Source organism: Weissella sagaensis, assembly GCF_005405285.1.
Taxonomy (GTDB): Bacteria; Bacillota; Bacilli; order Lactobacillales; family Lactobacillaceae; genus Weissella; species Weissella sagaensis.
In genome coordinates, this window is record NZ_BJDT01000001.1 from 295,641 (window position 1) to 321,750 (window position 26,110).

The following is a 26,110-nucleotide window of genomic DNA, read 5'->3' on the forward strand; positions in this document are numbered from 1 at the left end:
GATAAGGATTTAAAGATGATAAAACAACATAAAAAATGGTCAACAAAACGCAAGGTATGGACGGCGGTCGCTACGCTGGTTGTCGTGGTTGGCGCAGCTATTTTGGGTGCAGGAGGCTATTTCTTCCATGTTGCCGAAGTAAGGGCTAAAAAAGATTTTGTGGGTAGTGGTTTAGTTAGCAAAAAAAATCCACTCTATGCTCAGCAAGAAAAGTGGCTAGCTGCGGATACAAAGGAATGGCATCTAAAAGCCAAAGATGGTACTAAACTAGTAGGAAATTACTTGCCTGCTGCAAAAAAAACAAATAAAACAGTCATCGTTATTCATGGCTTTGGGGTTGATCATAAAGCAATGGCGCCATATGGTGAGATGTTCCATCGTTTTGGGTATAATGTTTTGATGCCAGACGATCGCGCATCAGGTAAATCTGAAGGTAAGTATATTGGCTTTGGTTACTTGGATGCTAAAGATTATCAAGGATGGATTAACCAGATTATTGCTAAAGATGGTAAAAACAGTGAAATTTTGGTCATGGGTGCTTCAATGGGAGCAGCGACGACTATGATGTTATCGGGTATGAATCCACCATCACAAGTAAAAGCTTATATTGAAGATTCAGGATATACATCAGTTGCGGATGAATTACATTATGAAGCCGGTAATATGTATGGCTTACCTAAATGGTTAGCAAATGTGTTAATTCCAGTTGTATCAGGTTATTCAAAGGTTTTGGCAGGTTATAGTTATCACCAGGCAGATGCTGAAAAGTTGTTAGCTAATAATAAACGACCAATGTTATTTATTCATGGTGATAATGATAAATTTGTGCCAACAAAGTTTATGGCACCCGTTTATCAGGCAACTAATGGTCCTAAGGAAAAATACCTTGTACCGGGTGCTGCTCATGTAGAATCCTATCGGACTAATCCGGTTCAATATGAAAAAACAGTTCAAAAATTTTTACAAAAATATTTTAATTAAAAGAGGAGTATTATGCCGGAACATTATTATACAGCTAATCCAACTACGGCCCATGACGAACATACCTGGACATTTGATTTGTTGGATCATGCTTTAACTTTTACAACTGATGCTGGGGTCTTTTCCAAAGGAACCGTTGATTATGGGACACGAGCAATGTTAACTGCCTTTAATCGAGATATCCCGGCTGGAAAAATTCTTGATTTAGGAGCTGGCTACGGACCAGTTGCGATTAGTTTGGCTAAAGTATTGCCAGAACGGGCGTTTGTTGCAGCCGAAATTAATTCACGGGCAGCTGAATTAGTCCAACGAAATGCACAACGTAACCATGTGGAGCAACAAATTACAGTTGTGCAATCTGATCGTTATGAAAATGTTGACGGCAAGTTTGCAGCTATTTTAACTAATCCACCAGTACGAGCTGGTAAGCAAATTGTAACTGACATGATTACTGGTGCAGCTGATCACTTGGTACCGGACGGCACATTAACCGTTGTTTTGCAAAAGAAGCAAGGGGCACCATCTGCTAAAAAATTGATGGCTCAATTATTTGGAAATGTACAAACCATTGCCAAAGATAAAGGGTATTACATTTTGGAGAGTACGTATGTCGGTACCACTAACAGCTAATCAAATTCAGTATTTTATGGGTGAAGCTTTGCATGAAGCACGCAAGGCAGCATTAATTGGTGAAGTGCCAATTGGTGCAGTTGTTGTACAAAATGGGCAAATTATTAGTCGGGCGTTTAATTTACGTGAACACTTACAAGATGGTAGTCAACATGCTGAGTACCAAGCTATTTTAGAAGCAAATCGTTTGCAACATTCATGGCGGTTACCTGAAGCCCAACTGTTTGTAACGTTAGAGCCTTGTATTATGTGTGCAGGTTTAATTCAACAAACGCGTATCACAGATGTTTATTATGGTGCGGATGATGCAAAAGGTGGTGGTGTCACATCAATGTATGAACTATTGACTGATGAGCGCTTAAATCATCAAGTAAATGTACATGCAGGTGTTCGTGATCAAGAAGCAAGTGCGCTTTTGAAAACCTTTTTCAAAGATGTGCGAAAACGAAAAAAAGCAGCTAAAAAAGCACGGCAATTGGCTGATAAAAAAGCTGGTCAAAATCTTTAGTTCTTGCTATAATATAGTTTGTGGGGCAAGTATGCACTTCGAATTGTGTCAGGGTCGGAAGACAGCAGCACTAAGGAGACCGTGTATTGTGCTTCACTTCTTAAGTAAATTAGCGGAGGTTAGAACAAATTGTTCTAACCTCTTTTTTGTCTATTATTGGCATGTAATCTCAGACTAGGTTTGTTTAAATGTGTCTGTTCGTAAAACGCTTTTTCTGATATTATTGGTAATGATAGTTACACACATAAATCAGGAGTAAAAACTGATAGAAAAGGGGTCACAAGTCATGGCATATCAAGCTTTATATCGGACATGGCGTCCACAAAAATTTAGCGATATGATTGGTCAAGAAGTCGTGACCAAAACATTGAAAAATGCCATTATTACGGGGCAAACAACCCACGCTTACTTGTTTAATGGTCCTCGGGGGACTGGTAAAACGTCGGCAGCAAAAATTTTTGCCAAGGCAATTAATTGTTTGCATCCAGTCGATGGTGAACCAGATGGTACTTGTGAGATTTGTCAGGCCATGGATGCAGGTACATTAGGTGATGTCATTGAACTAGATGCCGCATCAAATAATGGGGTTGATGAAATCCGTGAAATTCGCGAAGATGTTACCTACGCACCAACGCAAGCAAAGTATAAAGTATACATTATTGATGAGGTACACATGTTATCAACGGGAGCGTTCAACGCCCTGTTAAAAACATTAGAGGAACCACCAGCCAATGTTATTTTTATTTTAGCAACGACTGAACCACAAAAAATTCCGGCTACGATTATTTCACGAACGCAACGGTTTGACTTTAAAAGAATTAATGCCCAAGCAGCATTTGAGAGAATGGTTTACATTTTAAATGAACGTGGTAATACCTACGATGAAGCAGCTTTACATGTCATTGCTAATGCAGCTGATGGTGGTATGCGTGATGCTTTAAGCATTCTTGATCAGGCATTATCTTTTGGGGATGGCCATGTGACATTGGAAAATGCTTTGCTGGTAACGGGTTCCGTTACGCAAACCTTGTTAGGGCAGTATGTACAAGCAGTGGTACAGCAAGATACCAAGGCTGCATTGGCCAAACTTGCTGAAGTGTTGGATGCTGGTAAAGATGCTAACCGTTTTGTTGAAGACTTAATTAGTTATGCACGTGATTTATTACTCTACACGCAAGCGCCTGAATTAGTAACGTTGGTACCCGATGAAGTATTTATGCAGTTAGCGCAAGAGCAAGAAGCGTTACTTTGGTATAATATGATTGATCAATTGAATGAAACACAACAGCAGTTACGTTTCACGAATCGCCCAGCTATTTATTTAGAGGTATTAACCGTAAAGCTTAGTCAGCCAATTACAACAGTTGTTCAACATACGTCGATGACACCAGACTCGAAGAAACAGCCAATAAAAACGGCAGCAACCAAAATAGTTGAGCAGGCGCCAGTAGAGGCCGAATCTGAGCCAACCACTGAGCCAAAGACTGACAAAATATCACATAAGCCAGCAGTTACTGTTCATGTGAGTGAAGATCAGACATCGGTCTTTAAGGTGTTAGCTGAAGCAACACGTGGTGATTTAAATCGCATAACGGCAGTATGGGCAGACATGGTAAATATGCTGCCGGTTTCTGAGCAAGCGATGTTAAATGTGTCACGACCAGTAGCAGCATCTGCTAGTGGCTTAGTTGTTGCTTTTAATTTTGATATTATTCGGCATAATGCGATGCAAAAAAACGATCTATTGCAAACGATGGTGACGCAAATTCGTGAATTAACGCAAGCAGCTAATGAGCGACAACTGGTATTTATTACAAGTGATGATTGGCAACAATTACGAGCTAAATACGTTGCACAACTGCCAAATCAACACACACAAGCACAACCCATACCTGATGAAATGGCAACACAAATTTCGGATGAACCGGCAATTGATCAGCCAGTAGAACAGGCAGATAATTTAATAACAGAAGCAAAAAACATCTTTGATGAAGCACTTGTTGAAGAAGTAGATGATTAAATAAAAGAAAATGAGGAATTAATAATGTTCGGTGGACAAAATATGCAACAAATGATGAAGCAAGCTAAGAAAATGCAAAAGCAAATGGAAGATGAGCAATCTGCCATTGCGCAAACAGATTACGTTGGGCATGCACCATCTGATTTAGTTTTGGCAACATTTAGTGGTGATCGTGAGTTGAAAGATTTACAAATTAACGCAGATATTGTTGATCCTGAAGATGTTGATGGCTTAGCAGATATGGTGTTGGTTGCCGTTAATGATGCCTTGAAGCAAATCGAACAAGACCAACAAAAGCGTTTAGGTCAATTTGCTCCTAAGGGTATGTTCTAACATACCAATAGAAAGAAGGCGGCTGTATGCAGTATCCAGAGCCAATTGCGAAGTTAATTGATAGTTATACAAAATTACCAGGTATCGGGATAAAGACGGCGACGCGATTAGCATTTTTTACGATTGATATGCCTGAAGAAGATGTAACAAGTTTTGCGCAATCTTTGATTTCGGCAAAACGTGATTTACATTTTTGTTCAATATGTGGGAATTTAACGGAAACAGATCCATGTGTTATTTGTTCGGATAATAGTCGTGATCAAAGCACGGTTTTAGTGGTGGCAGAAGTTAAAGATTTAATGGCAATTGAAAATACCGGTGAATATAAAGCACTGTATCACGTGCTACACGGGGTATTATCACCACTTGAAGGTAAGGGACCTGATGATATTAATATTGAGGCGTTAGTCAATCGCTTACAAAAAGACGATACGATTCAAGAAATTATTGTTGCAACTAATGCCAATGCCGAAGGTGAAGCGACAGCGATGTACTTATCACGATTGTTAAAACCAGCTGGTTTGAAAGTATCTCGTCTCGCAACGGGCTTATCGGTTGGTAGTGATATTGATTACGCTGATCAAATTACCTTGATTAAGGCGGTTGAAGGGAGGACGCAATTGTAATGTTTAAATTACGAAGTAAGCGTCCTAAATTTGATGCTAAAGCTTACGATGAGCGTTTGAATCAGGCAATTGAACACGCTAAGTATGATTATGAAAAAGCACGTATTTCTGAGAGGGCTATGTTTGAAAGCGATATTGCCCCAAGTATGATTAAATCCGAAACAGCACTTGCTAAGCAAAAGTATTTTTTCTTATTACGGGCGGCTCGACAACGTGGTATGAAAGGTCATTGGTCCACAGCTTTTGTTCATCCCGAGAAATGAAAAAATAATAAATTTTGTATAAATAATGAAATTTATTGATGGTTATACGAAAAAGAGGTCGAAGCTATTTTGTGTCGACTTCTTTTTTAGGTTATAATTAAAAACAAATGATGATTAGAAAGTGGTGAAATACATGTCTGGGACATTTATTACATTTGAAGGTTCTGAAGGTGCAGGGAAAACATCAGTCTTACGCGCGATAGTAGAACGGCTAACACCTTTGTTAAATGAGAAACTCGTTTTAACTAGAGAACCGGGTGGACAGGGAAGCCCGGTGGCTGAGGCAATTCGTGACTTGGTATTAAATCCAAATTTACCTAGCATGGATGCATGGACTGAAGCATTGTTGTATGCAGCATCTCGTCGTCAACATTTGGTAGACACGGTATTACCAGCGTTGGCAGCTGACAAGGTGGTCATTAGTGATCGCTATTTAGATAGTTCGATTGCCTATCAAGGTGGAGGACGTCGTCTAGGTGTAGATGCTGTGACAACGATTAATCAATTTGCGACGAATGGTGTGATGCCAACAGCAACGGTTTATTTGGATATTAGACCAGAAATTGGCTTACAAAGAATTCAAGAGCATCGTCAAGATGAAATTAATCGCTTGGATGTTGAGGCGTTGTCGTTTCACAAACGGGTAGCTGATGCATATCATCAATTGGCTGCACAATCCCCGGAACGCTTTCTAATTATTGATGCTGAGCAAGACTTAGCAACTGTTATTTCAGATACATGGACAGCACTGATGCCAATACTTGGTATCCAGGAATAGGAGGTTTTCACATTATGAAAATGATTATTGCAATTGTACAAGATAAAGATGCGAATAAATTAGGTGGTAAGTTTGTCAAGGCAAACGTACGTGCAACCCGTTTGGCAACATCTGGAGGATTTCTTCGTTCTGGAAACACAACATTTATGATTGGTGTTGAAGATGACCGTGTTCAAGAAGTACTTGATTTGATTGAAGAAACATCACACACACGTAAGCAATTTATGACGCCAGCAGTTAGTCTTGATGTTGCAATGGAATCAACGGCTGCAACGCCAATGGAAGTTCAAGTTGGTGGTGCAACAGTCTTTGTTCAAGACATTGAGCAATTCCACCGTTTTTAAGAGGTGCTCATGGATGCTGAAGAATTAATTGCGCGTGTCAATGACTTACAGCCACGATTAATTGCGCAACTACAAAAGGCGTCAGCAAGTCAACAACTTGCTCACGCTTTTTTGTTTACGGGTCCAGCTGGGCGGGGACAAACATTGGTGGCTGACTGGTTAGCAATGCGTTTAATGTGTCCGAATATCGATGAAGATGGACAACCTGATGGTACTTGCCATCAATGTCAACGAATTACCAATCATGAACACCCTGACGTGATTGAAATAAAACCGGATGGTAAAAGCATTAAAGTTGATCAAGTACGTTTTTTGAAAGAAGAATTTACTAAAACTGCGGTTGAAGGACAACAGAAGATTTTTATTATTAACGGTGCTGATACAATGACGAGTAGTGCAGCGAATGGTTTGTTAAAATTTATTGAAGAACCAGCACCAGGTCAGACGGCCATTTTAATTGCTGAAAATAAAGCCCAATTATTACCGACAATTGTTTCACGAACACAGGTTATTAATTTTACTAATGTTAGTCCACAACAATTTAAAGTGGTACTACGTAATATGGGATATGCAGATAATCAAATACCGTTAGTGCAATCATTAACAGATAGCGCGCAAGTTGCTAAAGACTGGTTGATTGATGATTGGTTTACGCAAGTAAGTGAGGCGGTTTCAACATTAGCAATTGCGATGTTAGAGAATTCTAACCAAGCATTTACACAGGTACAAACAACTTGTTTAGCTTTAGCAGGTGAACAAGCAGATAAACAAACTATTTTGATGATGTTTGCACAGGTTTGGCGAGATATTCTGTTAACAAAATCTGGTATTCAAACAAATCATTTTGCTAAAGATTGGACACAGCTAGTAAAACGATACGATGAAACCACGTTGCTGGCTGTCGTTAACATTGTGTTAGCAGCCCCACAAAAATTACAAAAAAATATTAGTTTTCAAACAACTTTAGAAGCCACCATATTAGAAAGTCAATTTAAGTTAGCAGGTTTAACATGAAACAACAAAAGAGTTTTGGCACCCAGACAATGGGAACCTTATATTTAGTGCCTACGCCAATTGGTAATCTAGGTGATATGACTAATCGTTCGATTGAAGTGATGCAATCAGTTGATTTAATTGCAGCTGAAGATACGCGGCATACACAACAATTATTAAACCAATTTGATATTGATACGAAGCAAATTTCCTTTCATGAGCATAACAAAGAAAATCGTATTCCTGAATTAGTTGCCCGGCTACAGGCAGGCGATAGTATTGCTCAAGTATCCGATGCAGGGATGCCATCGATATCTGATCCAGGACATGAATTAGTGAAAGCTGCTATTTTAGTTGATATTCCAGTTGTCCCAATTCCAGGTGCTAGTGCTGGGATTACAGCATTAATTGCGTCAGGGCTAGCCCCACAACCATTTATGTTTTATGGTTTTTTACCACGTAAGCCCAAAGAACAACGATATGAATTAGAAACGTTAAAGGTGCATCAAGAAACAATGATTTTTTATGAAGCACCACATCGTTTGGCTAAGACCTTAAAGGCAATGGCAACAGCCTTTGGCCCGGATCGCCAGGTTGTGCTAGCTCGTGAGTTAACAAAACGTTACGAAGAGTTTTTACGGGGAACAGTTGCTGAATTAGTCACTTGGGCTAATGAGAACGAGGTTCGCGGTGAATTTGTTGTTTTAGTAGCAGGTAATGACCAAGCTGAACAAGTAGAGGAGGTAGATCCTTTAGCTGAAATGACTTCAGTGCAAGCAGTGCAAGCATTGGTTGATGAGGGTCTAAAGCCTACAGCAGCTATTAAGCAAATTGCTAAACAACGTGCATTAGACCGTCAAACATTGTATTTACAATATCAAGGAGAAAATAAGTAATGGCTGTAGAATTCCGGATGCCACATGACGTCGTATATTATGAAGCTGATGTAACTGGCAAATTAAGTTTGCCAATGGTTTATAATTTAGCGATTCTTAGTTCAACGCAACAAGCGATAGAATTAGGAATTGGCCCTGATTATACTCATGACAAAGGCGTTGGTTGGGTTGTGTTGCAGCAGGTAGTCACGATTAAGCGTCGACCAAAAGATGGTGAAAAAATCATCTTAGCAACAACGGCTAAGCAGTTTAATCCGTTCTTTGCTCGTCGTCAATATCGTTTGCTTGATGCAGATGATCATGAATTGGTTGTTATGGAAAGCTTGTTTTCAATGATTGACATGGATAAGCGTAAGTTAGCGCGTATTCCAAAAGATATGGCTGAGGCATATCAACCGGAACATGTCCGTAAGATTCCACGTTTAGCAGATGTTAGTGAATTTGATGAGTCACAAGCAATTGATTATAAAAAAGAATATGAAGTTCGCTACTTAGATATTGATTCAAATCATCATGTGAATAATTCTAAATATGCTGACTGGATGGTAGATGTCTTGCCACTAGAATTTTTAACCAGTCATGAACCAACGGCAATGAATATTAAGTATGAACATGAAGTCTTGCCAGGAAATCAAGTGAAATCTGAAGTACAAGTCGTTGGCAATACGACAAAGCATCGTATTATGTTTGGGGAAACTGTTTCAGCAGAAGCAACAATTGATTGGACGTTAGTAAATATTTAAGCTAAACTAAAGATATTAAGACGATAAGGAGAATAAAAATGTCCGTATTAGTATTGGGGGGAGCTGGCTATATCGGTTCTCATATGGTGGCTACATTATTAGCTGCAAAGCGGGATGTAGTTGTCGTTGATAATCTATTAACAGGTCATCGTTCATCTGTACCAGAGGGGGTACCTTTTTACGAAGTTGATATTCGTGATAAGGCAGCATTAACTGAAGTATTTGAAAAAGAAAATATTGATCAAGTTGTTCATTTTGCAGCATCTTCAATTGTACCTGAATCAGTGGAACAACCATTGAAGTACTTTGATAATAATGTTTACGGTATGATTAACTTGCTTGAAGTAATGTTGGATTTTGATGTTAAGCAAATTGTCTTTTCATCAACTGCTGCAACATATGGTGTGGCTAAAGAAAATCCAATTAAGGAAACAACGCCACAAAATCCAATTAATCCATATGGTGAGTCAAAGCTTCAAATGGAACACATTATGAAATGGGCTGATCAAGCTTATGGTTTGAAGTGGGTGGCACTACGTTACTTTAACGTTGCTGGTGCAAAAGCTGATGGTTCTATTGGAGAAGATCATCCAATAGAAACCCATCTCGTACCAATTATTTTGCAAACGGCGCTTGGAAAACGTGAAAAGATTATGATGTTTGGTGATGACTATAATACACCAGATGGTTTTAATGTCCGTGATTACGTTCATGTAATGGATTTGGCAGACGCTCATGTGTTGGCATTAGACTACTTAGCTAAGGGAAATGATTCAAATCAATTTAATTTGGGATCAGCAAATGGTTTCTCAGTTAAGCAAATGGTTGAAGCAGCTCGTCAAGCAACAGGTAAGGAAATTCCAGCTGAGATCGGACCTCGACGTGCAGGAGACCCAGATTCATTAGTTGCTTCATCAGCTAAGGCGCGTGAAGTGCTAGGTTGGGAACCAAAGTATGATGATGTCAAAGAAATTATTCGTACGGCTTGGAACTGGCTACAAAAGCATCCAAATGGTTATGAAGACCGTTAATTAAAATTAAGTTAAACAAAAGGCCGCTGAATTCTCTTGAATTTGGCGGCCTTTAATATAGTGTTATTTTTAGATATACTTACATGTATATGAGCCTGTGTTTTGTCATCATCAAAATCAAAAATATGATATGAGGTGTTCAGTGCTCGTTATCAATGTAATAAATGTGTAGTTCTATTAAATTTGCGGTAAAATGAATAATAGTATTTTACAAATAAAGGAGTTAGGTGATATGAAAACCATTGCTTTTGATACAAGCAATCAACCTTTGAGCGTGGCATTATTTGAAGATGACCAATTAATTGACCAACGTGAAACTAATATAAAACGAAATCATTCCACACAATTATTACCATTTATTGACGAATTGGTGCGCCAAGTAAATTGGACACCACAAGATTTAGATAATGTGATTGTTAGTCAAGGACCAGGATCATACACAGGTTTGCGAATTGCAGTAACGACAGCTAAAACATTAGCATTTACACTTGGCTTAACGTTAACAGGTATTTCAAGTTTGGCACTGTTGGCTAGTAATGTTAATGATGACAACGTTGTGATTGTACCTATTATGGATGCACGTAATCAAAATATTTATGCTGCCCAATATCAATGGCAAGCAGGCCATTTAACGGTTGTACAACCTGATGCTCATATGAATCTTGATAAATTACAAGCAGCTTTAGTTAATCCGCAACAAGATATTGTATTTGTTGGAGAATGGCAACGGTTTGAAATGCAATTAAAAACAGCTTTTCCGCAGGCAAAATTTGCGAGTGATAATTTACCACATGCATCAAACAGTCTACAATTAGCTAAAGACGGTCATAAATTAACAAATATGAATGATATTCATCAATTTGTGCCGCAATATCATCGGCTATCACAGGCTGAAGCTGATTGGGCGAAAGCACATCCTAATGACAAAGGTGGACACACCTATGTGGAAAAAGTTTAAAGAGTGGTTGAAACTGGTCAAACAGCCAGTGCCAGAAAGTATGCAGCGTTTTCGGCAAAAAATTGTGATTAAAGATTTTGAATTTGATTTAATGCCTGCACAGTTATCTGATTTGGCTGATATAATTGCATTACAAGAAAATGCATATCAGGGTGAAATGCAATGGCCTTTGGAAGTTTTTACGGAAGAATTACAACGAACGAATGATCGTTTGTATGTGGTTGTTCGTCAACCGGAAACGGGTTCATTAGTTGCACTTATTGGTGGTGCTTTTCGTATGGGAATTCATGAAGTACATATTACCAACATTATGGTAGCACCCCATTGGCAAAATCGAGGGATTGGGACTTTTTTGGTGATGTATATGATGACCATTGCGCAGCAACTTGATTTTCATCGTATTTCATTAGAAGTGCGTGTATCAAATGTCGCAGCAAAAGCCCTTTATGAACGACTAGGATTTCAAGTTGTTCGACGCAAAACGCATTACTATGGGGAAAATGATGAGGATGCGTTTGATATGGCACAAATATTAGGAGATCATAACGATCATGAACTTCTTAAATAAACAAGAATTAACGGCCCAACAGTTATTTCAAGTAGCTGATGATGCTTATTTGAATGGGTCACCATGGCAGCTTAAAACATTTCAAACAGAATTACTAAATGAATATACGTATTATTTGGGGATGGTTGATGACCTAGGACGATTAATCGGTTTTGTAGGAGGTACCTACTTAGATGGTGTATTAGACATTAGTAATGTTGCAATTATGCAGGCTTATCAAAAACAACATCTTGGCGAGTTATTATTAAGAACATGGTTTAATATGTTTGTAGCGCAAACAACGGTGTTATTAGAAGTACGTGATGGTAATGAGGGCGCGAAACGTTTATATCGTCGTTTAGGCTTTGAGACATATCGCAAACGAAAAGCATATTATAATCATCCTGTTGAAGATGCTGTGCTGATGATGTTGCAATTACCAATAAGATCAAAGGAGTAAGTGATGACAGAAACACGTTATATCATGGCGTTTGAATCAAGTGCTGATGAAACGAGTGTCGCCATTGTTAAAAATGGTGTCGAAATTATTAGTTTGGCGACAGCGACCCAAATTAAAAGCCACCAAAGATTTGGCGGTATCGTGCCAGAAGTAGCTAGTCGTCATCATATTGAACAAGTGACTATTTTAGCAGATGCTGCATTAGCAGATGCTAAGTTAACATACCAAGACTTAACTGCGATTGGTGTGACACAAGGCCCAGGTTTAGTGGGCGCTTTGTTAATCGGTGTAACAGCAGCCAAAACAATTGCTTGGGCGCATAACTTACCATTAGTGCCTGTATTACATATGGCTGGTCATATTAGTGCTGCTAATTTTGTTGCACCTATTCAGTATCCAGCGTTAGCTTTAATGGTATCAGGTGGGCACACTGAGCTAGTCTTAATGCCTAAAGAATATGAATACGTTATTATTGGTGATACTCGCGATGATGCTGCGGGGGAAAGTTACGATAAAGTAGGACGCACGATGGGCTTGCAGTACCCAGCTGGTAAAATATTAGATGAGATGGCGCATCGTGGCCAACCATCATATAATTTACCACGAGCACTTATGAATGATGATGCCTATGATTTCTCATTTTCTGGTTTGAAAAGTGCGGTCATTAATTTGATGCATAATGCTGATCAGCGTGGTGAAACAATTGATCATGATAATTTAGCTGCTTCATTTCAAGCGGCGGTGGTTGAAGTGCTGGTCACTAAGACAGCACGAGCACTGGATAATTATCCTGTGAAATCATTTATCGTGGCCGGTGGAGTTGCGGCTAATCGTGGCTTACGTGATGCGCTAACTGAGATGCTGACAAAGCGACCACAAATTAACTTTTTACCAGTGCCAATTAAGTTGGCTGGTGATAATGCAGCCATGATTGGTGCTGCCGCTGATATTGCTTATCGTCATGGTCAACGTGGTGACTGGACGTTAAATGCTAATCCAGCTTTAGAATTTGATTATCAAGAACTATAAAAAATAGCCAGTTTCCATACCGCAATTATTGCAGTTGGAAACTGGCTTTTTAATTAAAAAAACATTTTTTCTACTATATAATGGTGTTAATTAATTAGCACGTTCAAGTAGCGCCTCGCTGATGGCAACTAGCGTATCTTTAGCATCACTTTCGGGTAGTTTGTCTAATTGTTCTAGTGCATTGTTAGTATAGTCACTGGCTAAAGCAATGGCATCATCAACAGCACCGCTAGCTATTACCATATCACGTAAAGCAATGGATTCATCATTACTGATTTGTTCTTTTTTCTTTAATAGTGTTTGAATTTCATCATTATTCTGCATTGCGATGATTAAGGGTGCTGAGTAAACGCCCTCACGAACATCTTGTAGTGTTGGCTTACCTAAATCATGAGTAGTTGATTGGTAGTCTAAGATATCATCTAAAATTTGAAATGCCATCCCAACATTATAAGAAAAATCAGAAACCAAAGTCATAAATTCTTCTGGTGCGTTTCCGTTAGCAGCACCAAGCTTAGCTGATAATACAAATAGTGCAGCAGTTTTACCTGCAATTTGTTCTTTATAGTTGGCTAATGTCATATGACGATCATAATGATTTGTGCGCTGGGTTAATTCACCTGTCAAAATAGCTTCTAATAACGAAGTCGCTTGTTGGACAAGTTTCATATCACTTGTATGGTAGGCAAGTGTTTTAAATGTTGCAGCAAACAAATAATCACCGGCATAAGCGGCAACATCTTTGCCAAAGCGAGACTGAATGCTAGGCGCATGACGTCGTTCAGGAGAATCATCAATGATATCATCATGAACAAGCGTTGCAGTGTGTAGCATTTCAATTGCAGCAGCGATATGTTTTAAATCTGAATTATTGCGAGGGTAAAACTGACCAATTATCAGTGTAAAAGCAGGCCGTAGCATTTTACCACCAGCACGGAACATATCCAACAATGCTTGTTCAACTTCTTTGTCATTTGCATGTAATGAATTTTGAATAATCAATAACACATCTTGGAGCTCCGCTTGAACTGTTGGAAAGTTCTCCCACATAGGGTGGATTTGTGTAAGAGTTTGTTTCATTAATTTGGCATTCCTTAAATCTACTATATAGTAAAACATAAATTGACATACTGTCTTTTAAACTAATTCCTATTATATATGAAAAAAATAGAATGCGCAGGTAAAAATTCGAAAAAAAGATATTTAAACAATTCGAGAGTTTTTATTGGAATTTTTTTGGGAAATTGTGTATTATAAATAACGTTGTGATGCGACAGGATTATTATTTAAAATAATTCTGATAAAGTAAACAAAAACACTTGATTGTCCGGCATAACTGCTGTATTATAATCAAGTACGCTAATTGAGGGATATTTTAATATCCTTGTATATTAGTGTGCACAAACAAGCAATGATGCGGGAGGTTGCGACACACCCGGCAGCATTGCCACGAGGCCCATTGCCATGGAGCCTTGTGGGGTGTGTCGGTAGTTTCCGCGGAGTTAGTTTCATATTCCAATATGGACGAAGGGAGAATTTATCATGGCTAACAAGAAGATTCGTATCCGCCTAAAGGCATACGAGCACAAGATTTTGGATTCATCAGCTGAAAAGATTGTTGAAACTGCAAAGCGTACAGGTGCTGAAATTTCAGGTCCTATTCCATTGCCAACTGAACGTACACTATACACAGTTTTGAGTTCACCTCACAAGCACAAAGATGCACGTGAGCAATTCGAATTGCGTACACACAAGCGTTTGATTGACATCATGAACCCAACTGCCAAGACAGTCGATGCATTATCAAAGTTGGAATTGCCAAGTGGTGTTGACATCGAAATTAAGTTGTAATCCTTATAACTTTAATTAAGATAATGACTTGCCCAGTTATGCATTTAACTAACTAAAAATTTTAGATTTACTATGAAAAGGAGATAGTCATGACTACTAAGGGTATCTTAGGCCGCAAAGTCGGCATGACTCAGGTATTCACTGAGACTGGTGAACTTATCCCTGTAACGGTTGTTGAAGCTACACCAAACGTTGTTTTGCAAGTTAAAACTTTGGAAAACGATGGTTACAATGCACTTCAATTGGGTTACCAAGATAAGCGCCAAGTTTTGAGCAACAAACCTGAGCAAGGTCACGTTGCCAAAGCAAATACGACCCCTAAGCGCTACATTCGTGAAATCCGCGATGCTGAGGGAGAATTCAATGTTGGGGATGAAGTAAAGGTTGATATCTTTGCCGCTGGTGAAGCTGTTGACGTTACTGGAATTACGAAGGGTCATGGTTACCAAGGTAACATCAAGAAGGATGGCCAATCACGTGGACCTATGGCTCACGGTTCTCGTTACCACCGTCGTCCTGGTTCATTGGGTGCCATTATTAACCGCGTCTTCAAGGGTAAGAAATTGCCTGGACGTATGGGTAACCACAAGCGTACTGTACAAAACTTGCAAGTTGTTCGCGTTGATGTAGAAAATAACGTGATCTTGGTTAAGGGTAATGTTCCTGGTGCCAACAAGTCACTTGTTACTGTTAAGTACTCAAAAAAAGCTAAGTAATAAGGACGAAGGGAGGAAATTAACATGACTAAGGTTGCTTTGTTTAAGCAAGACGGTTCAAATGCCGGTGATATTGAGCTAAATGCTTCAGTATTCGGTGTAGAGCCAAACAACAATGTCATTACGGATGCCGTATTGATGCAACGCGCTTCAATGCGTCAAGGAACTCACGCCGTTAAGAACCGTTCAGCGGTTTCTGGTGGTGGAAAGAAGCCTTGGCGTCAAAAGGGAACGGGTCGTGCCCGCCAAGGTTCAATCCGTTCACCACAATGGCGTGGGGGTGGAGTTGTCTTCGGACCTACACCACGTTCATATGCCTACAAGATGCCTAAGAAGGCATACCGTTTGGCATTGAAGTCAGTGTTGTCACAAAAGGTTTTGGATTCTTCATTGGTAGTTGTTGATGCATTGTCATTTGACGCACCAAAGACTAAAGAATTTAAGGCAGTTTTGAACAACTTAAACGTAAATGAAAAGACGTTGGTTGTCTTGGACGATGATAATGCTAATGCAGCACTAGCAGCACGTAACTTAGAAAACGTGACTGTTATGACTGCTAAGGGTGTTAACGTGCTTGACGTAATCAACAACGATAAGTTGATTGTAGTTCAATCAGCTTTGGCACAAGTTGAGGAGGTTTTGGCATAATGGACGCACGCGATATCATTTTGCGCCCGGTCATCACTGAACAAACGATGAACGTTTTGGATGAAAAGCGTTACACGTTTGAAGTTGATGTTCGCGCCACAAAGCCACAAATTAAGCGCGCTGTTGAAGAAATTTTCGATGTTAAAGTTGAAAAAATCAACACCGCTAACGTACGTGGTAAGTTGAAGCGTCAAGGACGCTTTTCTGGTTACACTAAGAAGCGTAAGAAGGCAACTGTTAAGTTGTCTGCAGCTTCTAAGGACATTCAATTGTTCAACGAAAACTAATTAGGAGGAAATTAGCGTGGCTATCAAAAAGTACAAGCCAACCTCTAACGGTCGTCGTAACATGACTTCTTCAGATTTTTCTGAAATCACTAAGACGACGCCCGAAAAGAGCTTGTTGGAATCAAAGTCAAACACTGGTGCTCGTAACTCATACGGTCACATGACTGTACGCCACCGTGGTGGTGGACACAAGCGCCAATACCGTATTATCGACTTCAAGCGTACTAAGGATGATGTACCAGCTAAGGTTGTTGCGATCGAATACGATCCAAACCGTACTGCAAACATCGCTTTGCTACAATATACTGATGGAACTAAGGCATATATCTTGGCTCCTAAGGGACTAGAAGTTGGTATGACTGTTCAATCTGGAGCAGATGCTGATATTAAGGTAGGTAACTCACTACCACTATCAAACATTCCTGATGGAACTCAAATCCACAACATTGAATTGAAGCCTGGTCACGGTGGACAACTTGTTCGTTCAGCCGGTGCCTCAGCTCAAGTGCTAGGTAAAGAAGGAAAGTACGTTCTAGTTCGCCTACAATCAGGTGAAGTTCGTATGATCTTGGCTGTTAACCGTGCCACAGTTGGAGTTGTTGGAAACGAACAACACTCATTGATCAACTGGGGTAAGGCTGGTCGTCGTCGTTGGAAGGGTCAACGTCCACACGTTCGTGGATCTGTAATGAACCCTAACGATCACCCTCACGGAGGTGGTGAAGGAAAGGCTCCTATCGGAATGCCATCACCATTGTCACCATGGGGTAAGAAGACAGCTGGTAAGAAGACTCGTAACGTTAAGGCTCGTTCAACTAAGTTTATCGTTCGTGGTCGCAAGAGCAAGTAATTAATAACTACGCCAGCTATTATAAGTTTTTAAAAAACGAGAGGAGGACCTCAAAATGGGTCGTAGCCTAAAAAAAGGGCCATTTGCTGATGCTTCTTTGTTAAAGAAGGTTGAAGAGGCTAACGCTTCTGAAAAGCATACTGTCATTAAGACATGGTCACGTCGCTCAACGATTTTCCCTAGCTTTATTGGATTGACTTTTGCAGTTTACGATGGTCGTAAGCACATGCCAGTTTTGGTACAAGAAGACATGGTTGGTCACAAGCTTGGAGAGTTCGTTCCTACGCGTACGTTCCGCGGACACGCAGCAGACGATAAAGCAACTAAGCGTAAGTAATTAGGAGGACAATACAATGGCTGAACAAATCACGTCAGCACGCGCCACGGCCAAGATCGTCCGTGTCGCACCACGTAAGGTCCGCCTAGTGCTTGACCAAGTTCGTGGTAAGTCTGTGGCAGAAGCATTTGCAATTTTGCAATTTATGCCAAACCACAGCTCAGAAGATGTATACAAAGTGTTGAACTCAGCAGTAGCAAATGCTGAGAACAACTTCTCATTAGATCGTGAAGATTTGGTAGTTGCTGAAGCCTTTGCAAACGAAGGACCAACGCTAAAGCGTTTCCGTCCACGTGCCAAGGGTTCAGCTTCACCAATCAACAAGCGTACAAGCCACATTACGATTGTGGTAACAGAAAAGTAAGGAGGATTGAGTCATGGGTCACAAAATTAACCCAACTGGTATGCGTGTCGGCATCATCCGCGACTGGGATGCAAAATGGTACGCAAACAAGAAGGACTTCGCAACAACTTTGCATGAAGATTTAAAGTTGCGCGAGTACATCGAAGCTAAGTTGGCTGAAGCATCAATTTCACGTGTTGAAATTGAACGTACTGCTAACCGTGTAAATATCTCAATCCACACTGCTAAGCCAGGTATGGTTATTGGTAAAGGTGGTTCTGAAGTTGATGCATTGCGTAACGAGCTTTCAAAGATCGTTGCCAAGGGTGAACGTGTTCACATCAACATCATTGAGATTAAGAAACCTGATTTGGACGCCCACTTGGTAGGTTCACAAATTGCAGCAGACTTGGTTCGCCGTGTGGCTTTCCGTCGTGCAATGCGTAGTGCTATCCAACGTGCAATGCGTGCTGGTGCCAAGGGTATCAAGACACAAGTTTCTGGACGTTTGAACGGTGCAGATATGGCTCGTATTGAGCAATATACTGAGGGTACAGTGCCTTTGCACACATTGCGTGCAGACATTGACTACTCATGGGATGAGGCAACAACTACTTACGGTCAAATCGGAGTTAAGACTTGGATTTACCGTGGTGACATTTTGCCAGAGAAGAAGTCAGTAAAGAAGCAAGGAGGCGAGTAACATGCTAGTTCCAAAGCGTGTAAAGTACCGTCGCCCACACCGCGGTAAGATGCGTGGTGAGGCTAAAGGTGGTAAGACAGTAGCTTTCGGAGATTTCGGTTTACAAGCTACTGAATCACACTGGATTACAAACCGTCAAATCGAGGCTGCTCGTATTGCTATGACGCGTTATATGAAGCGTGGTGGTAAAGTATGGATTAAGATTTTTCCACACTTGGCCTACACTTCAAAGGGTGTTGGTGTTCGTATGGGTAACGGAAAAGGTACCCCAGAAGGCTGGGTAGCACCTGTTAAGCGCGGCAAGGTATTATTTGAAGTTGCCGGTGTTCCTGAAGAGGTTGCCCGCGAAGCCTTGCGTCTTGCATCTAACAAGTTGCCAGTCAAGACTAAAATCTTGGCTCGTCAAGTGGAGGGTGAATAATGAAGATCAAGGATCAACAAAATGAAATCAAGGGTCTCAGCCAAGCTGAGCTAGTTGCCAAGGAAAAGAGCTACAAGGAAGAGTTGTTCAACTTGCGTTTCCAATTAGCTACTGGTCAACTTGAGAACACGGCTCGATTGTCAGAAGTACGTAAGCAAATTGCCCGTATCAAGACGGTCATTCGTCAACAAGAATTGAACAAGTAGACTAAGAGAGGAGACCGTTCGTTATGACTGAAGCTCGTAACACACGTAAGGTTTACCAAGGCCGCGTGGTTTCAGATAAGATGGATAAGACAGTTACTGTTGCCATCAACACTTACAAGAACCACCCAGTATATGGTAAGCGTGTTAAGTACACGAAAAAGTTTAAGGCTCACGATGAGAACAACGAAGCTAAGACAGGTGATTTGGTACGTATCATGGAGACACGTCCAACATCAGCTACAAAGCGCTTCCGTTTGGTAGAAATCGTCGAGAAGGCCGTTATTATCTAATCGTTTAATCTCGAATATTACCAATAACGGAAGGAGGACAAAATCGTGATTCAACAAGAGAGTCGTTTAAAGGTTGCAGATAACTCAGGTGCACGTGAAATCTTGACTATCAAGGTGTTAGGTGGATCTGGTCGTAAGTTTGCCGGAATCGGTGACATGATCGTCGCAACTGTTAAGCAAGCTATTCCTGGTGGAAATGTTAAGAAGGGTGACGTTGTTAAAGCCGTTATCGTTCGTACTGCCGCTAGTACACACCGTGCTGATGGTTCATACATCAGTTTCGATGAAAATGCTGCTGTTATCGTTAAAGATGATAAAAGTCCAGTAGGTACTCGTATCTTTGGACCTGTTGCGCGTGAATTGCGTGACAATGATTACATGCGTATTGTGTCATTGGCACCTGAAGTATTGTAATTACCATCATTAAATCAAGGAGGAAGCCTCGCATGTTTGTGAAGACTGGTGACAAGGTTAAGGTTATCGCCGGCAAGGACAAGGGTAAGGAAGGCGTAATCGTAAAGATTGACGCAGCCCAAAACCGCGTTGTTGTTGAAGGTGTCAATATGGTTAAGAAGCACCAAAAGCCTAATAACCAATACCCACAAGGTGGTATTGTTGAGCTTGAAGCTCCAATCCACGTTTCAAACGTACAATTGCTTGACCCTTCTACTAACGAACCAACTAAGGTTGGTTACAAAGTTGAAGATGGTAAGAAGGTACGTTTCGCTAAGAAGTCTGGAAAGACTTTAGCATAATTTTCTAGGTGAAAGGAGGAAATCATTATCATGGCAAATCGCTTGAAGGAAAAGTACGTCAATGAAGTTACACCTTCATTGGTCGAGAAGTTTGAGTATTCATCAATCATGCAAGCACCTAAGATCGAAAAGATCGTGCTTAACATGGGTGTTGGTGATGCTGTTTCAAACTCAAAGAACTTGGATGAAGCTGTTGCTGAATTGGAATTGATTGCTGGTCAAAAGCCAGTTATCACTCGTGCTAAGAAGTCAATCGCTGGCTTCCGTTTGCGTGAGGGTATGGCAATCGGTACAAAGGTTACTTTGCGTGGTGAACGTATGTATGACTTCTTAGATAAGTTGATCAACGTTTCATTGCCACGTGTTCGTGACTTCCGTGGAGTTTCACCAAAGGCTTTTGATGGCCGTGGAAACTACACATTGGGAGTTCGTGAGCAACTTATTTTCCCAGAAATTGATTATGATAAGGTTAACCGCGTTCGTGGTTTGGATATCGTTCTTGTAACGACTGCCAACTCAGACGAGGAATCTCGTGAATTGCTTACTCAAATGGGTATGCCTTTCTCAAAGTAATCAACACTGATTTACAGTAATTAATAATAGGAGGCAAATATCAATGTCAATGACTGACCCAATTGCAGATTTTTTGACACGCATTCGTAATGCGAACATGGTTCGCCACGACTCAGTTGAAGTACCTGCATCAAAGATCAAGAAGGACATCGCCGAGATCTTAAAGAGTGAAGGCTTTGTTCGTGACGTTGAATACATTGAAGATGACAAGCAAGGTGTCATCCGTGTTTTCCTTAAGTATTCTGCTGACAAGACTCGCGTAATTACAGGTTTGAAGCGTATTTCAAAGCCTGGTCTACGTACATATGTTAAGTCAGATAATGTACCTAAGGTATTAAACGGTTTGGGTATTGCAATCATCTCAACTTCTGAAGGTGTTATCACCGATAAAGAAGCTCGCGCCAAGAAAATTGGTGGCGAGGTATTGGCTTACGTCTGGTAAAAACAAAATTTAAATAAGGAGGTGTCAACCAATGAGTCGTATTGGTAATAAGGCCGTAACATTGCCAGCTGGCGTTGAACTATCACGCGAAGGTGACGTTGTTACTGTTAAAGGACCTAAAGGTGAGCTATCACGCACGATTGCTCACGAAATCAATTTGACTGTTGATGGAACTGAGGTTTCATTCACTCGCCCATCTGATGATGGACGCATGAAGGCACTTCACGGAACTACTCGTGCCATTGTTAACAACATGGTCGAGGGTGTTTCAAATGGCTTCAAGAAGACATTGAAGCTAGTCGGTGTTGGATACCGTGCAGCAAAGCAAGGCGACAAGCTTGTTTTGAACGTAGGTTACTCACACCCCGTAGAATTTGAAGCTCGTGAAGGGTTAACTGTTGAAGTTCCTGACTCAACGACGGTTACAGTTGCAGGAATCAGCAAGCAATTTGTTGGTGATTTCGCTGCTGAAATCCGCGCCGTACGCGCACCTGAACCATACAAGGGTAAGGGTATTCGTTACGAAGGTGAATACGTTGCACGTAAGGAAGGTAAGACTGGTAAGTAAACTTAAGCTTTGTGCTTAAAGTCGTAAGCAACGTTACGATTTTACTTATGAGTATATCTTTCGAACTGAAAAAAAGAGGTTACGAACATGATTACGAAGTCAGACAAGAACAAAGTGCGTCAACACCGACACACTCGCGTTCGTGGAAAGATTTCTGGTACTGCTGAGCGCCCACGCTTGAACGTTTACCGTTCTAACAAGAACATCTACGCGCAATTAATTGATGACGTAGCGGGTGTGACGCTTGCTAGTGCCTCAACTTTGGATAAGTCAATTGAGACTGCTCCAAAAACTGAACAGGCAGCTAAAGTTGGTGCTTTAATCGCAGAACGAGCAAAAGAAGCTAATGTTGAAGTTGTTGTATTTGATCGTGGTGGTTACTTGTACCACGGTCGTGTACAAGCTTTGGCTGAAGCAGCTCGTGAAGCTGGTTTGAAGTTCTAAGGGAAGGAGGAAAGAAAAACATGGCATTTATTGATGCAAATAAGCTCGGTGAGCTTGAAGAAAACGTTGTAGCCATCAACCGTGTTACCAAGGTTGTTAAAGGTGGACGCCGTTTGCGTTTCGCTGCTTTGGTAGTTGTTGGTGACCGTAACGGACATGTTGGTTTTGGTACTGGTAAAGCGCAAGAAGTTCCTGAAGCAATCCGTAAGGCTGCTGAAGATGCAAAGCGCAACATTATTAGTGTACCTATGGTTGGTACAACCCTTCCTCACTCTACATTGGGTGTCTTTGCTGGTGGCCGCATCCTAGTGAAGCCCGCCGTTGAAGGATCTGGAGTAGCAGCTGGTGGTGCTGCTCGTGCCGTTTTGGAACTAGCTGGAGTTGGTGATGTGACTGCAAAGTCATTAGGCTCAGCTACACCAATTAACGTTGTACGCGCAACTTTCGATGCAATCAACTCATTGAAGAACGCTGAAGAAGTTGCTGAATTGCGTCAGGTCTCATTAGAGCACTTGGCAGATTAAGGAGGCAGAAAATGGCTGAACAAGTTAAAATTACTCTTGTAAAGAGTGCTGCCCACCGTTTGCCAAAGCAACGTGCGATTGTTAAGGCCCTTGGTTTGAACAAGGTCCAATCATCAGTCGTATTGCCTGACAACGCAGCAACGCGTGGTGCAGTGTTCAAGATTGCTCACTTGGTTACTGTTGAAGTAGTTAAGTAAGAGCTAAATAATTAGATTGCATTGAAGGAGGTAAAACCCTAATGAAGCTAAATGAACTCCAAGTAGCTGAAGGTGCACGTAACGTCCGCAACCGTGTTGGACGTGGTGAGTCATCAGGTAATGGTAAGACTGCAGGTCGTGGTCAAAAAGGTCAAAAGGCTCGTGGTAAGACTCGTCAAGGTTTCGAAGGTGGACAAATGCCATTGTTCCGTCGTATGCCAAAGCGTGGTTTCACGAACATTAACCGTAAGGAGTATGCTGTTGTCAACCTTGACATGTTGAATCGTTTTGATAACGGTACTGAAGTTTCTCCAGCATTGTTGGTTGAAGCAGGTATTGTTAAGAACGAATTGAACGGTGTTAAGATCTTGGCAAATGGTCAACTTGAGAAATCATTGACTATTAAAGCTAACAAGTTCTCAGCAGCAGCAACCGCAGCTATCGAAGCTGCTGGTGGTAAAGCTGAGGTGATCTAATGCTGAAAACCGTGCTCGATTCACTTAAAGAAAAAGATATTCGAAAGAAACTATTTTTTACTTTGGGAATCCTAATTGTTTATCGGTTAGGTGCCTATATTACTGTCCCGGGTATTAACACGGCGGCATTAACAGAGGTAGCAAATTCTGGGCTCGGCAGCATTTTGAATATGTTTAGCGGTGGTGGATTAACAAATTACTCATTATTTGCAATGGGAGTTTCACCATACGTTACTGCACAAATCGTGGTACAGCTCCTACAAATGGATATTGTGCCACGATTTGTTGAATGGTCGAAACAAGGTGAAGTGGGACGACGTAAGTTGAACCAAGTTACTCGGTGGCTGACCATTGTCCTAGCTTTTGTCCAATCTATTGGAATCACGGCAGGATTTAATCAACTAAGCCAAGTTAACTTGGTGAAAACACCAAATGCAGAGACTTACATATTAATCGGATTCATTTTAACGGCTGGTACAATGTTATCAGTTTGGTTAGGTGAGATGATTACTGAACGTGGTCTTGGTCAAGGTGTTTCAATGTTGATTTTTGCTGGTATAATTGCGCGTTTACCAGCAGGTATTTATCAACTATTCAAGGAACATATCCTACAAGGTGACGATCCAGCGCGTGGATGGGCATTTTTGATTGGACTAATGATGATTTTTATAATTGTTATTGGCTTTGTTACTTGGTTTAATCAGGCGATTCGCAAGGTACCAATGCAATATACACGTCGTTCGACAGGTGCAGGAAGTTCTTCCTATCTACCATTACGTATTAATATTGCGGGGGTTATCCCGGTTATCTTTGCGTCATCATTATTGGTTACGCCACAAACTATTTTGCAAGCATTTGCAACTAAGTTTGCAGACGCAAGTTGGTATAATACAGTTATGCAATACCTTTCAATTCAAACGATGCAAGGTGGTATTGTGTATACATTACTGATTGTTTTGTTTACATTCTTCTATGCGTTTGTTCAGGTTAATCCTGAAAAGGTACAAGAGAATCTACAAAAACAAGGTAGTTATATTGTAGGCGTCTGGCCTGGTCCATCTACTGAAAAGTGGATGTCAGGACTATTGATGCGTTTGTCAGTAGTCGGCGCTTTGTTCCTAGGATTTGTCGCTTTAGCACCAATTCTAGCAACACACTTCTTTGGGTTGGATAGTAACCTTGCAATGTCAGGAACGTCGATCTTGATTGTCATTGGTGTGGCAATTGACCTGATTCGCCAACTTGAAGGATTGATGATGAAGCGGCAGTATGTTGGATTTATTCGAGAAGGAGTCGAGACAAAATGAGTTTGAACATCATGTTGTTGGGTTTGCCAGGTGTTGGTAAAGGAACCCAGGCTGCAAAGATCGTTGAGATGTACAACTTGCCACACATCAGTACGGGTGATATGTTCCGTGCGGCAATGGCCAACGAAACTGATCTTGGTATGCAAGCAAAGTCTTATATGGATGCTGGTAACTTAGTTCCTGACGAAGTTACTAACGGTATTGTTGCCGAGCGTCTAGCAGAAGAAGATACGAAACCAGGATTTATCTTAGATGGATTCCCTCGTAACTTAGAGCAAGCGAAAGCTTTAGAAGATATGCTAAGTAAAGAAGGCCGTTCATTGGACGCTGTTCTTTACTTTACTGCTGATATGCAAGTATTAGTTGATCGTATGATGGCCCGTGGACGTGCAGATGACACGCCTGAAGTGATTCAAAATCGCTTGGACGTTAATGGTAAGCTTACTGAACCAATCGCTGAATTTTATGACGAAAAAGGTCTATTAAATAAAATCGATGGTTCACGTGAGCTTGATGTCGTGTTCGCAGATGTAAAGAAGTTACTTGATAGTTTGAAGAACGACTAAGTTTAACCAATATTTTTTACTTTTCAAGGTAAATCTATCGTGTTATAATAACTTGTTACGTTCTCCAATGTCACAACTAAGGAGGCAGCAACGTGGCCAGTGATGTTATTGAAATTTCTGGTGTGGTAAAGGAAACTTTGCCCAATGCCATGTTTACCGTTGAACTGGAAAACGGCGCAGACATCTTAGCACACGTTTCTGGTAAGATCCGAAAGAATTTCATTCGTATTCTACCTGGAGATCGTGTAACGGTTGAGATGTCGCCATATGATTTGACGAAGGGCCGTATTACATACCGGTTCAAGTAAGCAAATCGTACAAAAAATTCAAGGAGGTAAATATCATGAAGGTTCGTCCATCAGTTAAGCGTATGTGCGACAGCTGCAAGGTTGTCAAGCGTAATGGTCGTGTAATGGTGATTTGCTCTGCAAACCCAAAGCACAAGCAACGTCAAGGTAAGTAATTT

General features: G+C 40.8%; 42 protein-coding genes and 1 other RNA gene. 42 read left to right on the forward strand and 1 reads right to left on the reverse strand.

Going from position 1 to position 26,110, the window contains the following annotated elements; translation table 11 throughout:
- The first annotated feature begins 15 nt into the window (after window positions 1-15).
- From FFM55_RS01425 to tsaD, 18 genes are all read left to right on the forward strand, one after another.
- Window positions 16-981 carry an alpha/beta hydrolase gene (locus FFM55_RS01425; protein ID WP_137600393.1) on the forward strand — a complete coding sequence of 322 codons (966 nt, stop codon included), beginning with the start codon at window positions 16-18 and terminating at the stop codon, window positions 979-981.
- Between the two features lie 12 nt (window positions 982-993).
- Window positions 994-1,611 carry a class I SAM-dependent methyltransferase gene (locus FFM55_RS01430; RefSeq protein WP_042491910.1) on the forward strand — a complete coding sequence of 206 codons (618 nt, stop codon included), beginning with the start codon at window positions 994-996 and terminating at the stop codon, window positions 1,609-1,611.
- On the forward strand, window positions 1,589-2,119 hold the full coding sequence (locus FFM55_RS01435) for a nucleoside deaminase (RefSeq protein WP_042491909.1): 531 nt from the start codon (window positions 1,589-1,591) through the stop codon (window positions 2,117-2,119). Before FFM55_RS01430 ends, FFM55_RS01435 begins: the two co-directional genes overlap by 23 nt.
- A gap of 17 nt (window positions 2,120-2,136) precedes the next feature.
- An RNA gene (ffs, locus tag FFM55_RS01440) (signal recognition particle sRNA small type) lies at window positions 2,137-2,222 on the forward strand.
- 183 nt (window positions 2,223-2,405) lie between these two features.
- A complete protein-coding gene (gene dnaX, locus FFM55_RS01445) occupies window positions 2,406-4,139 on the forward strand; it encodes a DNA polymerase III subunit gamma/tau (protein ID WP_137600395.1) in 1,734 nt (577 codons plus the stop codon).
- 24 nt (window positions 4,140-4,163) lie between these two features.
- Window positions 4,164-4,472, forward strand: a complete 309-nt coding sequence (locus FFM55_RS01450; RefSeq protein WP_042491906.1) for a YbaB/EbfC family nucleoid-associated protein — start codon at window positions 4,164-4,166, stop codon at window positions 4,470-4,472.
- A gap of 26 nt (window positions 4,473-4,498) precedes the next feature.
- Window positions 4,499-5,098 carry a recombination mediator RecR gene (recR, locus tag FFM55_RS01455; protein ID WP_042491904.1) on the forward strand — a complete coding sequence of 200 codons (600 nt, stop codon included), beginning with the start codon at window positions 4,499-4,501 and terminating at the stop codon, window positions 5,096-5,098.
- Window positions 5,098-5,361, forward strand: a complete 264-nt coding sequence (locus FFM55_RS01460) for a YaaL family protein (RefSeq protein WP_042491902.1) — start codon at window positions 5,098-5,100, stop codon at window positions 5,359-5,361. Before recR ends, FFM55_RS01460 begins: the two co-directional genes overlap by 1 nt.
- Window positions 5,362-5,494: 133 nt before the next feature.
- The gene (tmk, locus tag FFM55_RS01465) at window positions 5,495-6,139 is read left to right on the forward strand and encodes a dTMP kinase (RefSeq protein ID WP_137600396.1); all 645 of its coding nucleotides are present in this window, start codon (window positions 5,495-5,497) and stop codon (window positions 6,137-6,139) included.
- 14 nt (window positions 6,140-6,153) lie between these two features.
- Window positions 6,154-6,483, forward strand: a complete 330-nt coding sequence (gene darA / locus FFM55_RS01470) for a cyclic di-AMP receptor DarA (RefSeq protein ID WP_042491899.1) — start codon at window positions 6,154-6,156, stop codon at window positions 6,481-6,483.
- 9 nt (window positions 6,484-6,492) lie between these two features.
- Window positions 6,493-7,497, forward strand: a complete 1,005-nt coding sequence (holB, locus tag FFM55_RS01475; protein WP_042491897.1) for a DNA polymerase III subunit delta' — start codon at window positions 6,493-6,495, stop codon at window positions 7,495-7,497.
- Window positions 7,494-8,372 (forward strand): 16S rRNA (cytidine(1402)-2'-O)-methyltransferase, encoded by an 879-nt coding sequence (gene rsmI / locus FFM55_RS01480; RefSeq protein WP_042491895.1) that lies wholly within the window; start codon window positions 7,494-7,496, stop codon window positions 8,370-8,372. The genes holB and rsmI overlap by 4 nt, the downstream gene beginning before the upstream one ends.
- Window positions 8,372-9,115: an acyl-[acyl-carrier-protein] thioesterase gene (locus FFM55_RS01485; protein WP_042491894.1), complete on the forward strand. Its 744-nt coding sequence runs from the start codon at window positions 8,372-8,374 to the stop codon at window positions 9,113-9,115. Before rsmI ends, FFM55_RS01485 begins: the two co-directional genes overlap by 1 nt.
- Before the next feature lie 38 nt (window positions 9,116-9,153).
- Complete coding sequence (gene galE / locus FFM55_RS01490) at window positions 9,154-10,146, forward strand: UDP-glucose 4-epimerase GalE (protein ID WP_137600397.1); 993 nt, start codon at window positions 9,154-9,156, stop codon at window positions 10,144-10,146.
- Between the two features lie 232 nt (window positions 10,147-10,378).
- On the forward strand, window positions 10,379-11,104 hold the full coding sequence (tsaB, locus tag FFM55_RS01495; protein WP_042491890.1) for a tRNA (adenosine(37)-N6)-threonylcarbamoyltransferase complex dimerization subunit type 1 TsaB: 726 nt from the start codon (window positions 10,379-10,381) through the stop codon (window positions 11,102-11,104).
- Entirely contained in the window at window positions 11,088-11,672 is a 585-nt protein-coding gene (rimI, locus tag FFM55_RS01500) for a ribosomal protein S18-alanine N-acetyltransferase (RefSeq protein ID WP_042491888.1), read from the forward strand. Before tsaB ends, rimI (FFM55_RS01500) begins: the two co-directional genes overlap by 17 nt.
- On the forward strand, window positions 11,656-12,111 hold the full coding sequence (rimI, locus tag FFM55_RS01505; protein WP_042491887.1) for a ribosomal protein S18-alanine N-acetyltransferase: 456 nt from the start codon (window positions 11,656-11,658) through the stop codon (window positions 12,109-12,111). The genes rimI (FFM55_RS01500) and rimI (FFM55_RS01505) overlap by 17 nt, the downstream gene beginning before the upstream one ends.
- 3 nt (window positions 12,112-12,114) lie before the next feature.
- Window positions 12,115-13,140: a tRNA (adenosine(37)-N6)-threonylcarbamoyltransferase complex transferase subunit TsaD gene (gene tsaD, locus FFM55_RS01510; RefSeq protein WP_042491885.1), complete on the forward strand. Its 1,026-nt coding sequence runs from the start codon at window positions 12,115-12,117 to the stop codon at window positions 13,138-13,140.
- 90 nt (window positions 13,141-13,230) lie between these two features.
- Here tsaD and FFM55_RS01515 read toward each other — a convergent pair whose 3' ends face one another.
- Complete coding sequence (locus tag FFM55_RS01515; protein ID WP_228179949.1) at window positions 13,231-14,220, reverse strand: polyprenyl synthetase family protein; 990 nt, start codon at window positions 14,218-14,220, stop codon at window positions 13,231-13,233.
- A gap of 462 nt (window positions 14,221-14,682) precedes the next feature.
- On the opposite strand from FFM55_RS01515, the gene rpsJ reads away from it, so the two are divergent.
- The 24 genes from rpsJ (at window position 14,683) to rpmJ (ending at window position 26,107) form a co-directional block, all read left to right on the forward strand.
- The gene (gene rpsJ / locus FFM55_RS01520; protein ID WP_042491882.1) at window positions 14,683-14,991 is read left to right on the forward strand and encodes a 30S ribosomal protein S10; all 309 of its coding nucleotides are present in this window, start codon (window positions 14,683-14,685) and stop codon (window positions 14,989-14,991) included.
- An 89-nt stretch (window positions 14,992-15,080) separates the two neighbouring features.
- Window positions 15,081-15,707, forward strand: a complete 627-nt coding sequence (gene rplC / locus FFM55_RS01525; protein WP_042491880.1) for a 50S ribosomal protein L3 — start codon at window positions 15,081-15,083, stop codon at window positions 15,705-15,707.
- A 24-nt stretch (window positions 15,708-15,731) separates the two neighbouring features.
- Window positions 15,732-16,355: a 50S ribosomal protein L4 gene (rplD, locus tag FFM55_RS01530; RefSeq protein ID WP_042491879.1), complete on the forward strand. Its 624-nt coding sequence runs from the start codon at window positions 15,732-15,734 to the stop codon at window positions 16,353-16,355.
- Window positions 16,355-16,642 carry a 50S ribosomal protein L23 gene (gene rplW, locus FFM55_RS01535; RefSeq protein ID WP_042491878.1) on the forward strand — a complete coding sequence of 96 codons (288 nt, stop codon included), beginning with the start codon at window positions 16,355-16,357 and terminating at the stop codon, window positions 16,640-16,642. The genes rplD and rplW overlap by 1 nt, the downstream gene beginning before the upstream one ends.
- Before the next feature lie 16 nt (window positions 16,643-16,658).
- A complete protein-coding gene (rplB, locus tag FFM55_RS01540) occupies window positions 16,659-17,492 on the forward strand; it encodes a 50S ribosomal protein L2 (RefSeq protein WP_042491876.1) in 834 nt (277 codons plus the stop codon).
- Between the two features lie 55 nt (window positions 17,493-17,547).
- The gene (rpsS, locus tag FFM55_RS01545; RefSeq protein ID WP_042491873.1) at window positions 17,548-17,829 is read left to right on the forward strand and encodes a 30S ribosomal protein S19; all 282 of its coding nucleotides are present in this window, start codon (window positions 17,548-17,550) and stop codon (window positions 17,827-17,829) included.
- Window positions 17,830-17,845: 16 nt separating this feature from the next.
- On the forward strand, window positions 17,846-18,193 hold the full coding sequence (gene rplV / locus FFM55_RS01550; RefSeq protein WP_042491871.1) for a 50S ribosomal protein L22: 348 nt from the start codon (window positions 17,846-17,848) through the stop codon (window positions 18,191-18,193).
- A 13-nt stretch (window positions 18,194-18,206) separates the two neighbouring features.
- Window positions 18,207-18,875, forward strand: coding sequence for a 30S ribosomal protein S3 (rpsC, locus tag FFM55_RS01555; protein ID WP_042491870.1), 669 nt, complete (start codon window positions 18,207-18,209; stop codon window positions 18,873-18,875).
- A gap of 1 nt (window position 18,876) precedes the next feature.
- Window positions 18,877-19,296: a 50S ribosomal protein L16 gene (gene rplP, locus FFM55_RS01560; RefSeq protein WP_042491869.1), complete on the forward strand. Its 420-nt coding sequence runs from the start codon at window positions 18,877-18,879 to the stop codon at window positions 19,294-19,296.
- Window positions 19,296-19,502, forward strand: a complete 207-nt coding sequence (rpmC, locus tag FFM55_RS01565; protein WP_002827981.1) for a 50S ribosomal protein L29 — start codon at window positions 19,296-19,298, stop codon at window positions 19,500-19,502. The genes rplP and rpmC overlap by 1 nt, the downstream gene beginning before the upstream one ends.
- Window positions 19,503-19,525: 23 nt before the next feature.
- Complete coding sequence (gene rpsQ, locus FFM55_RS01570; protein ID WP_042491867.1) at window positions 19,526-19,792, forward strand: 30S ribosomal protein S17; 267 nt, start codon at window positions 19,526-19,528, stop codon at window positions 19,790-19,792.
- Between the two features lie 45 nt (window positions 19,793-19,837).
- Complete coding sequence (gene rplN / locus FFM55_RS01575; protein WP_002827979.1) at window positions 19,838-20,206, forward strand: 50S ribosomal protein L14; 369 nt, start codon at window positions 19,838-19,840, stop codon at window positions 20,204-20,206.
- A 32-nt stretch (window positions 20,207-20,238) separates the two neighbouring features.
- Entirely contained in the window at window positions 20,239-20,547 is a 309-nt protein-coding gene (gene rplX, locus FFM55_RS01580; RefSeq protein WP_042491865.1) for a 50S ribosomal protein L24, read from the forward strand.
- A gap of 30 nt (window positions 20,548-20,577) precedes the next feature.
- On the forward strand, window positions 20,578-21,120 hold the full coding sequence (gene rplE / locus FFM55_RS01585; protein WP_042491864.1) for a 50S ribosomal protein L5: 543 nt from the start codon (window positions 20,578-20,580) through the stop codon (window positions 21,118-21,120).
- Between the two features lie 43 nt (window positions 21,121-21,163).
- Window positions 21,164-21,562, forward strand: coding sequence for a 30S ribosomal protein S8 (rpsH, locus tag FFM55_RS01590; RefSeq protein WP_042491863.1), 399 nt, complete (start codon window positions 21,164-21,166; stop codon window positions 21,560-21,562).
- 31 nt (window positions 21,563-21,593) lie between these two features.
- A complete protein-coding gene (gene rplF, locus FFM55_RS01595; protein ID WP_042491862.1) occupies window positions 21,594-22,130 on the forward strand; it encodes a 50S ribosomal protein L6 in 537 nt (178 codons plus the stop codon).
- A gap of 87 nt (window positions 22,131-22,217) precedes the next feature.
- On the forward strand, window positions 22,218-22,574 hold the full coding sequence (rplR, locus tag FFM55_RS01600; protein WP_042491860.1) for a 50S ribosomal protein L18: 357 nt from the start codon (window positions 22,218-22,220) through the stop codon (window positions 22,572-22,574).
- Between the two features lie 20 nt (window positions 22,575-22,594).
- A complete protein-coding gene (gene rpsE / locus FFM55_RS01605; protein ID WP_042491859.1) occupies window positions 22,595-23,098 on the forward strand; it encodes a 30S ribosomal protein S5 in 504 nt (167 codons plus the stop codon).
- A gap of 11 nt (window positions 23,099-23,109) precedes the next feature.
- Complete coding sequence (rpmD, locus tag FFM55_RS01610; protein ID WP_002827972.1) at window positions 23,110-23,295, forward strand: 50S ribosomal protein L30; 186 nt, start codon at window positions 23,110-23,112, stop codon at window positions 23,293-23,295.
- Window positions 23,296-23,336: 41 nt separating this feature from the next.
- Window positions 23,337-23,771: a 50S ribosomal protein L15 gene (gene rplO, locus FFM55_RS01615; protein WP_042491857.1), complete on the forward strand. Its 435-nt coding sequence runs from the start codon at window positions 23,337-23,339 to the stop codon at window positions 23,769-23,771.
- Window positions 23,771-25,078, forward strand: a complete 1,308-nt coding sequence (gene secY, locus FFM55_RS01620) for a preprotein translocase subunit SecY (protein ID WP_042491855.1) — start codon at window positions 23,771-23,773, stop codon at window positions 25,076-25,078. The genes rplO and secY overlap by 1 nt, the downstream gene beginning before the upstream one ends.
- A complete protein-coding gene (locus FFM55_RS01625; protein ID WP_042491854.1) occupies window positions 25,075-25,644 on the forward strand; it encodes an adenylate kinase in 570 nt (189 codons plus the stop codon). Before secY ends, FFM55_RS01625 begins: the two co-directional genes overlap by 4 nt.
- A 92-nt stretch (window positions 25,645-25,736) precedes the next feature.
- A complete protein-coding gene (gene infA / locus FFM55_RS01630; protein WP_002827967.1) occupies window positions 25,737-25,952 on the forward strand; it encodes a translation initiation factor IF-1 in 216 nt (71 codons plus the stop codon).
- Window positions 25,953-25,987: 35 nt separating this feature from the next.
- Window positions 25,988-26,107, forward strand: a complete 120-nt coding sequence (rpmJ, locus tag FFM55_RS01635; RefSeq protein ID WP_040760535.1) for a 50S ribosomal protein L36 — start codon at window positions 25,988-25,990, stop codon at window positions 26,105-26,107.
- The last annotated feature ends 3 nt before the right edge of the window (window positions 26,108-26,110 follow it).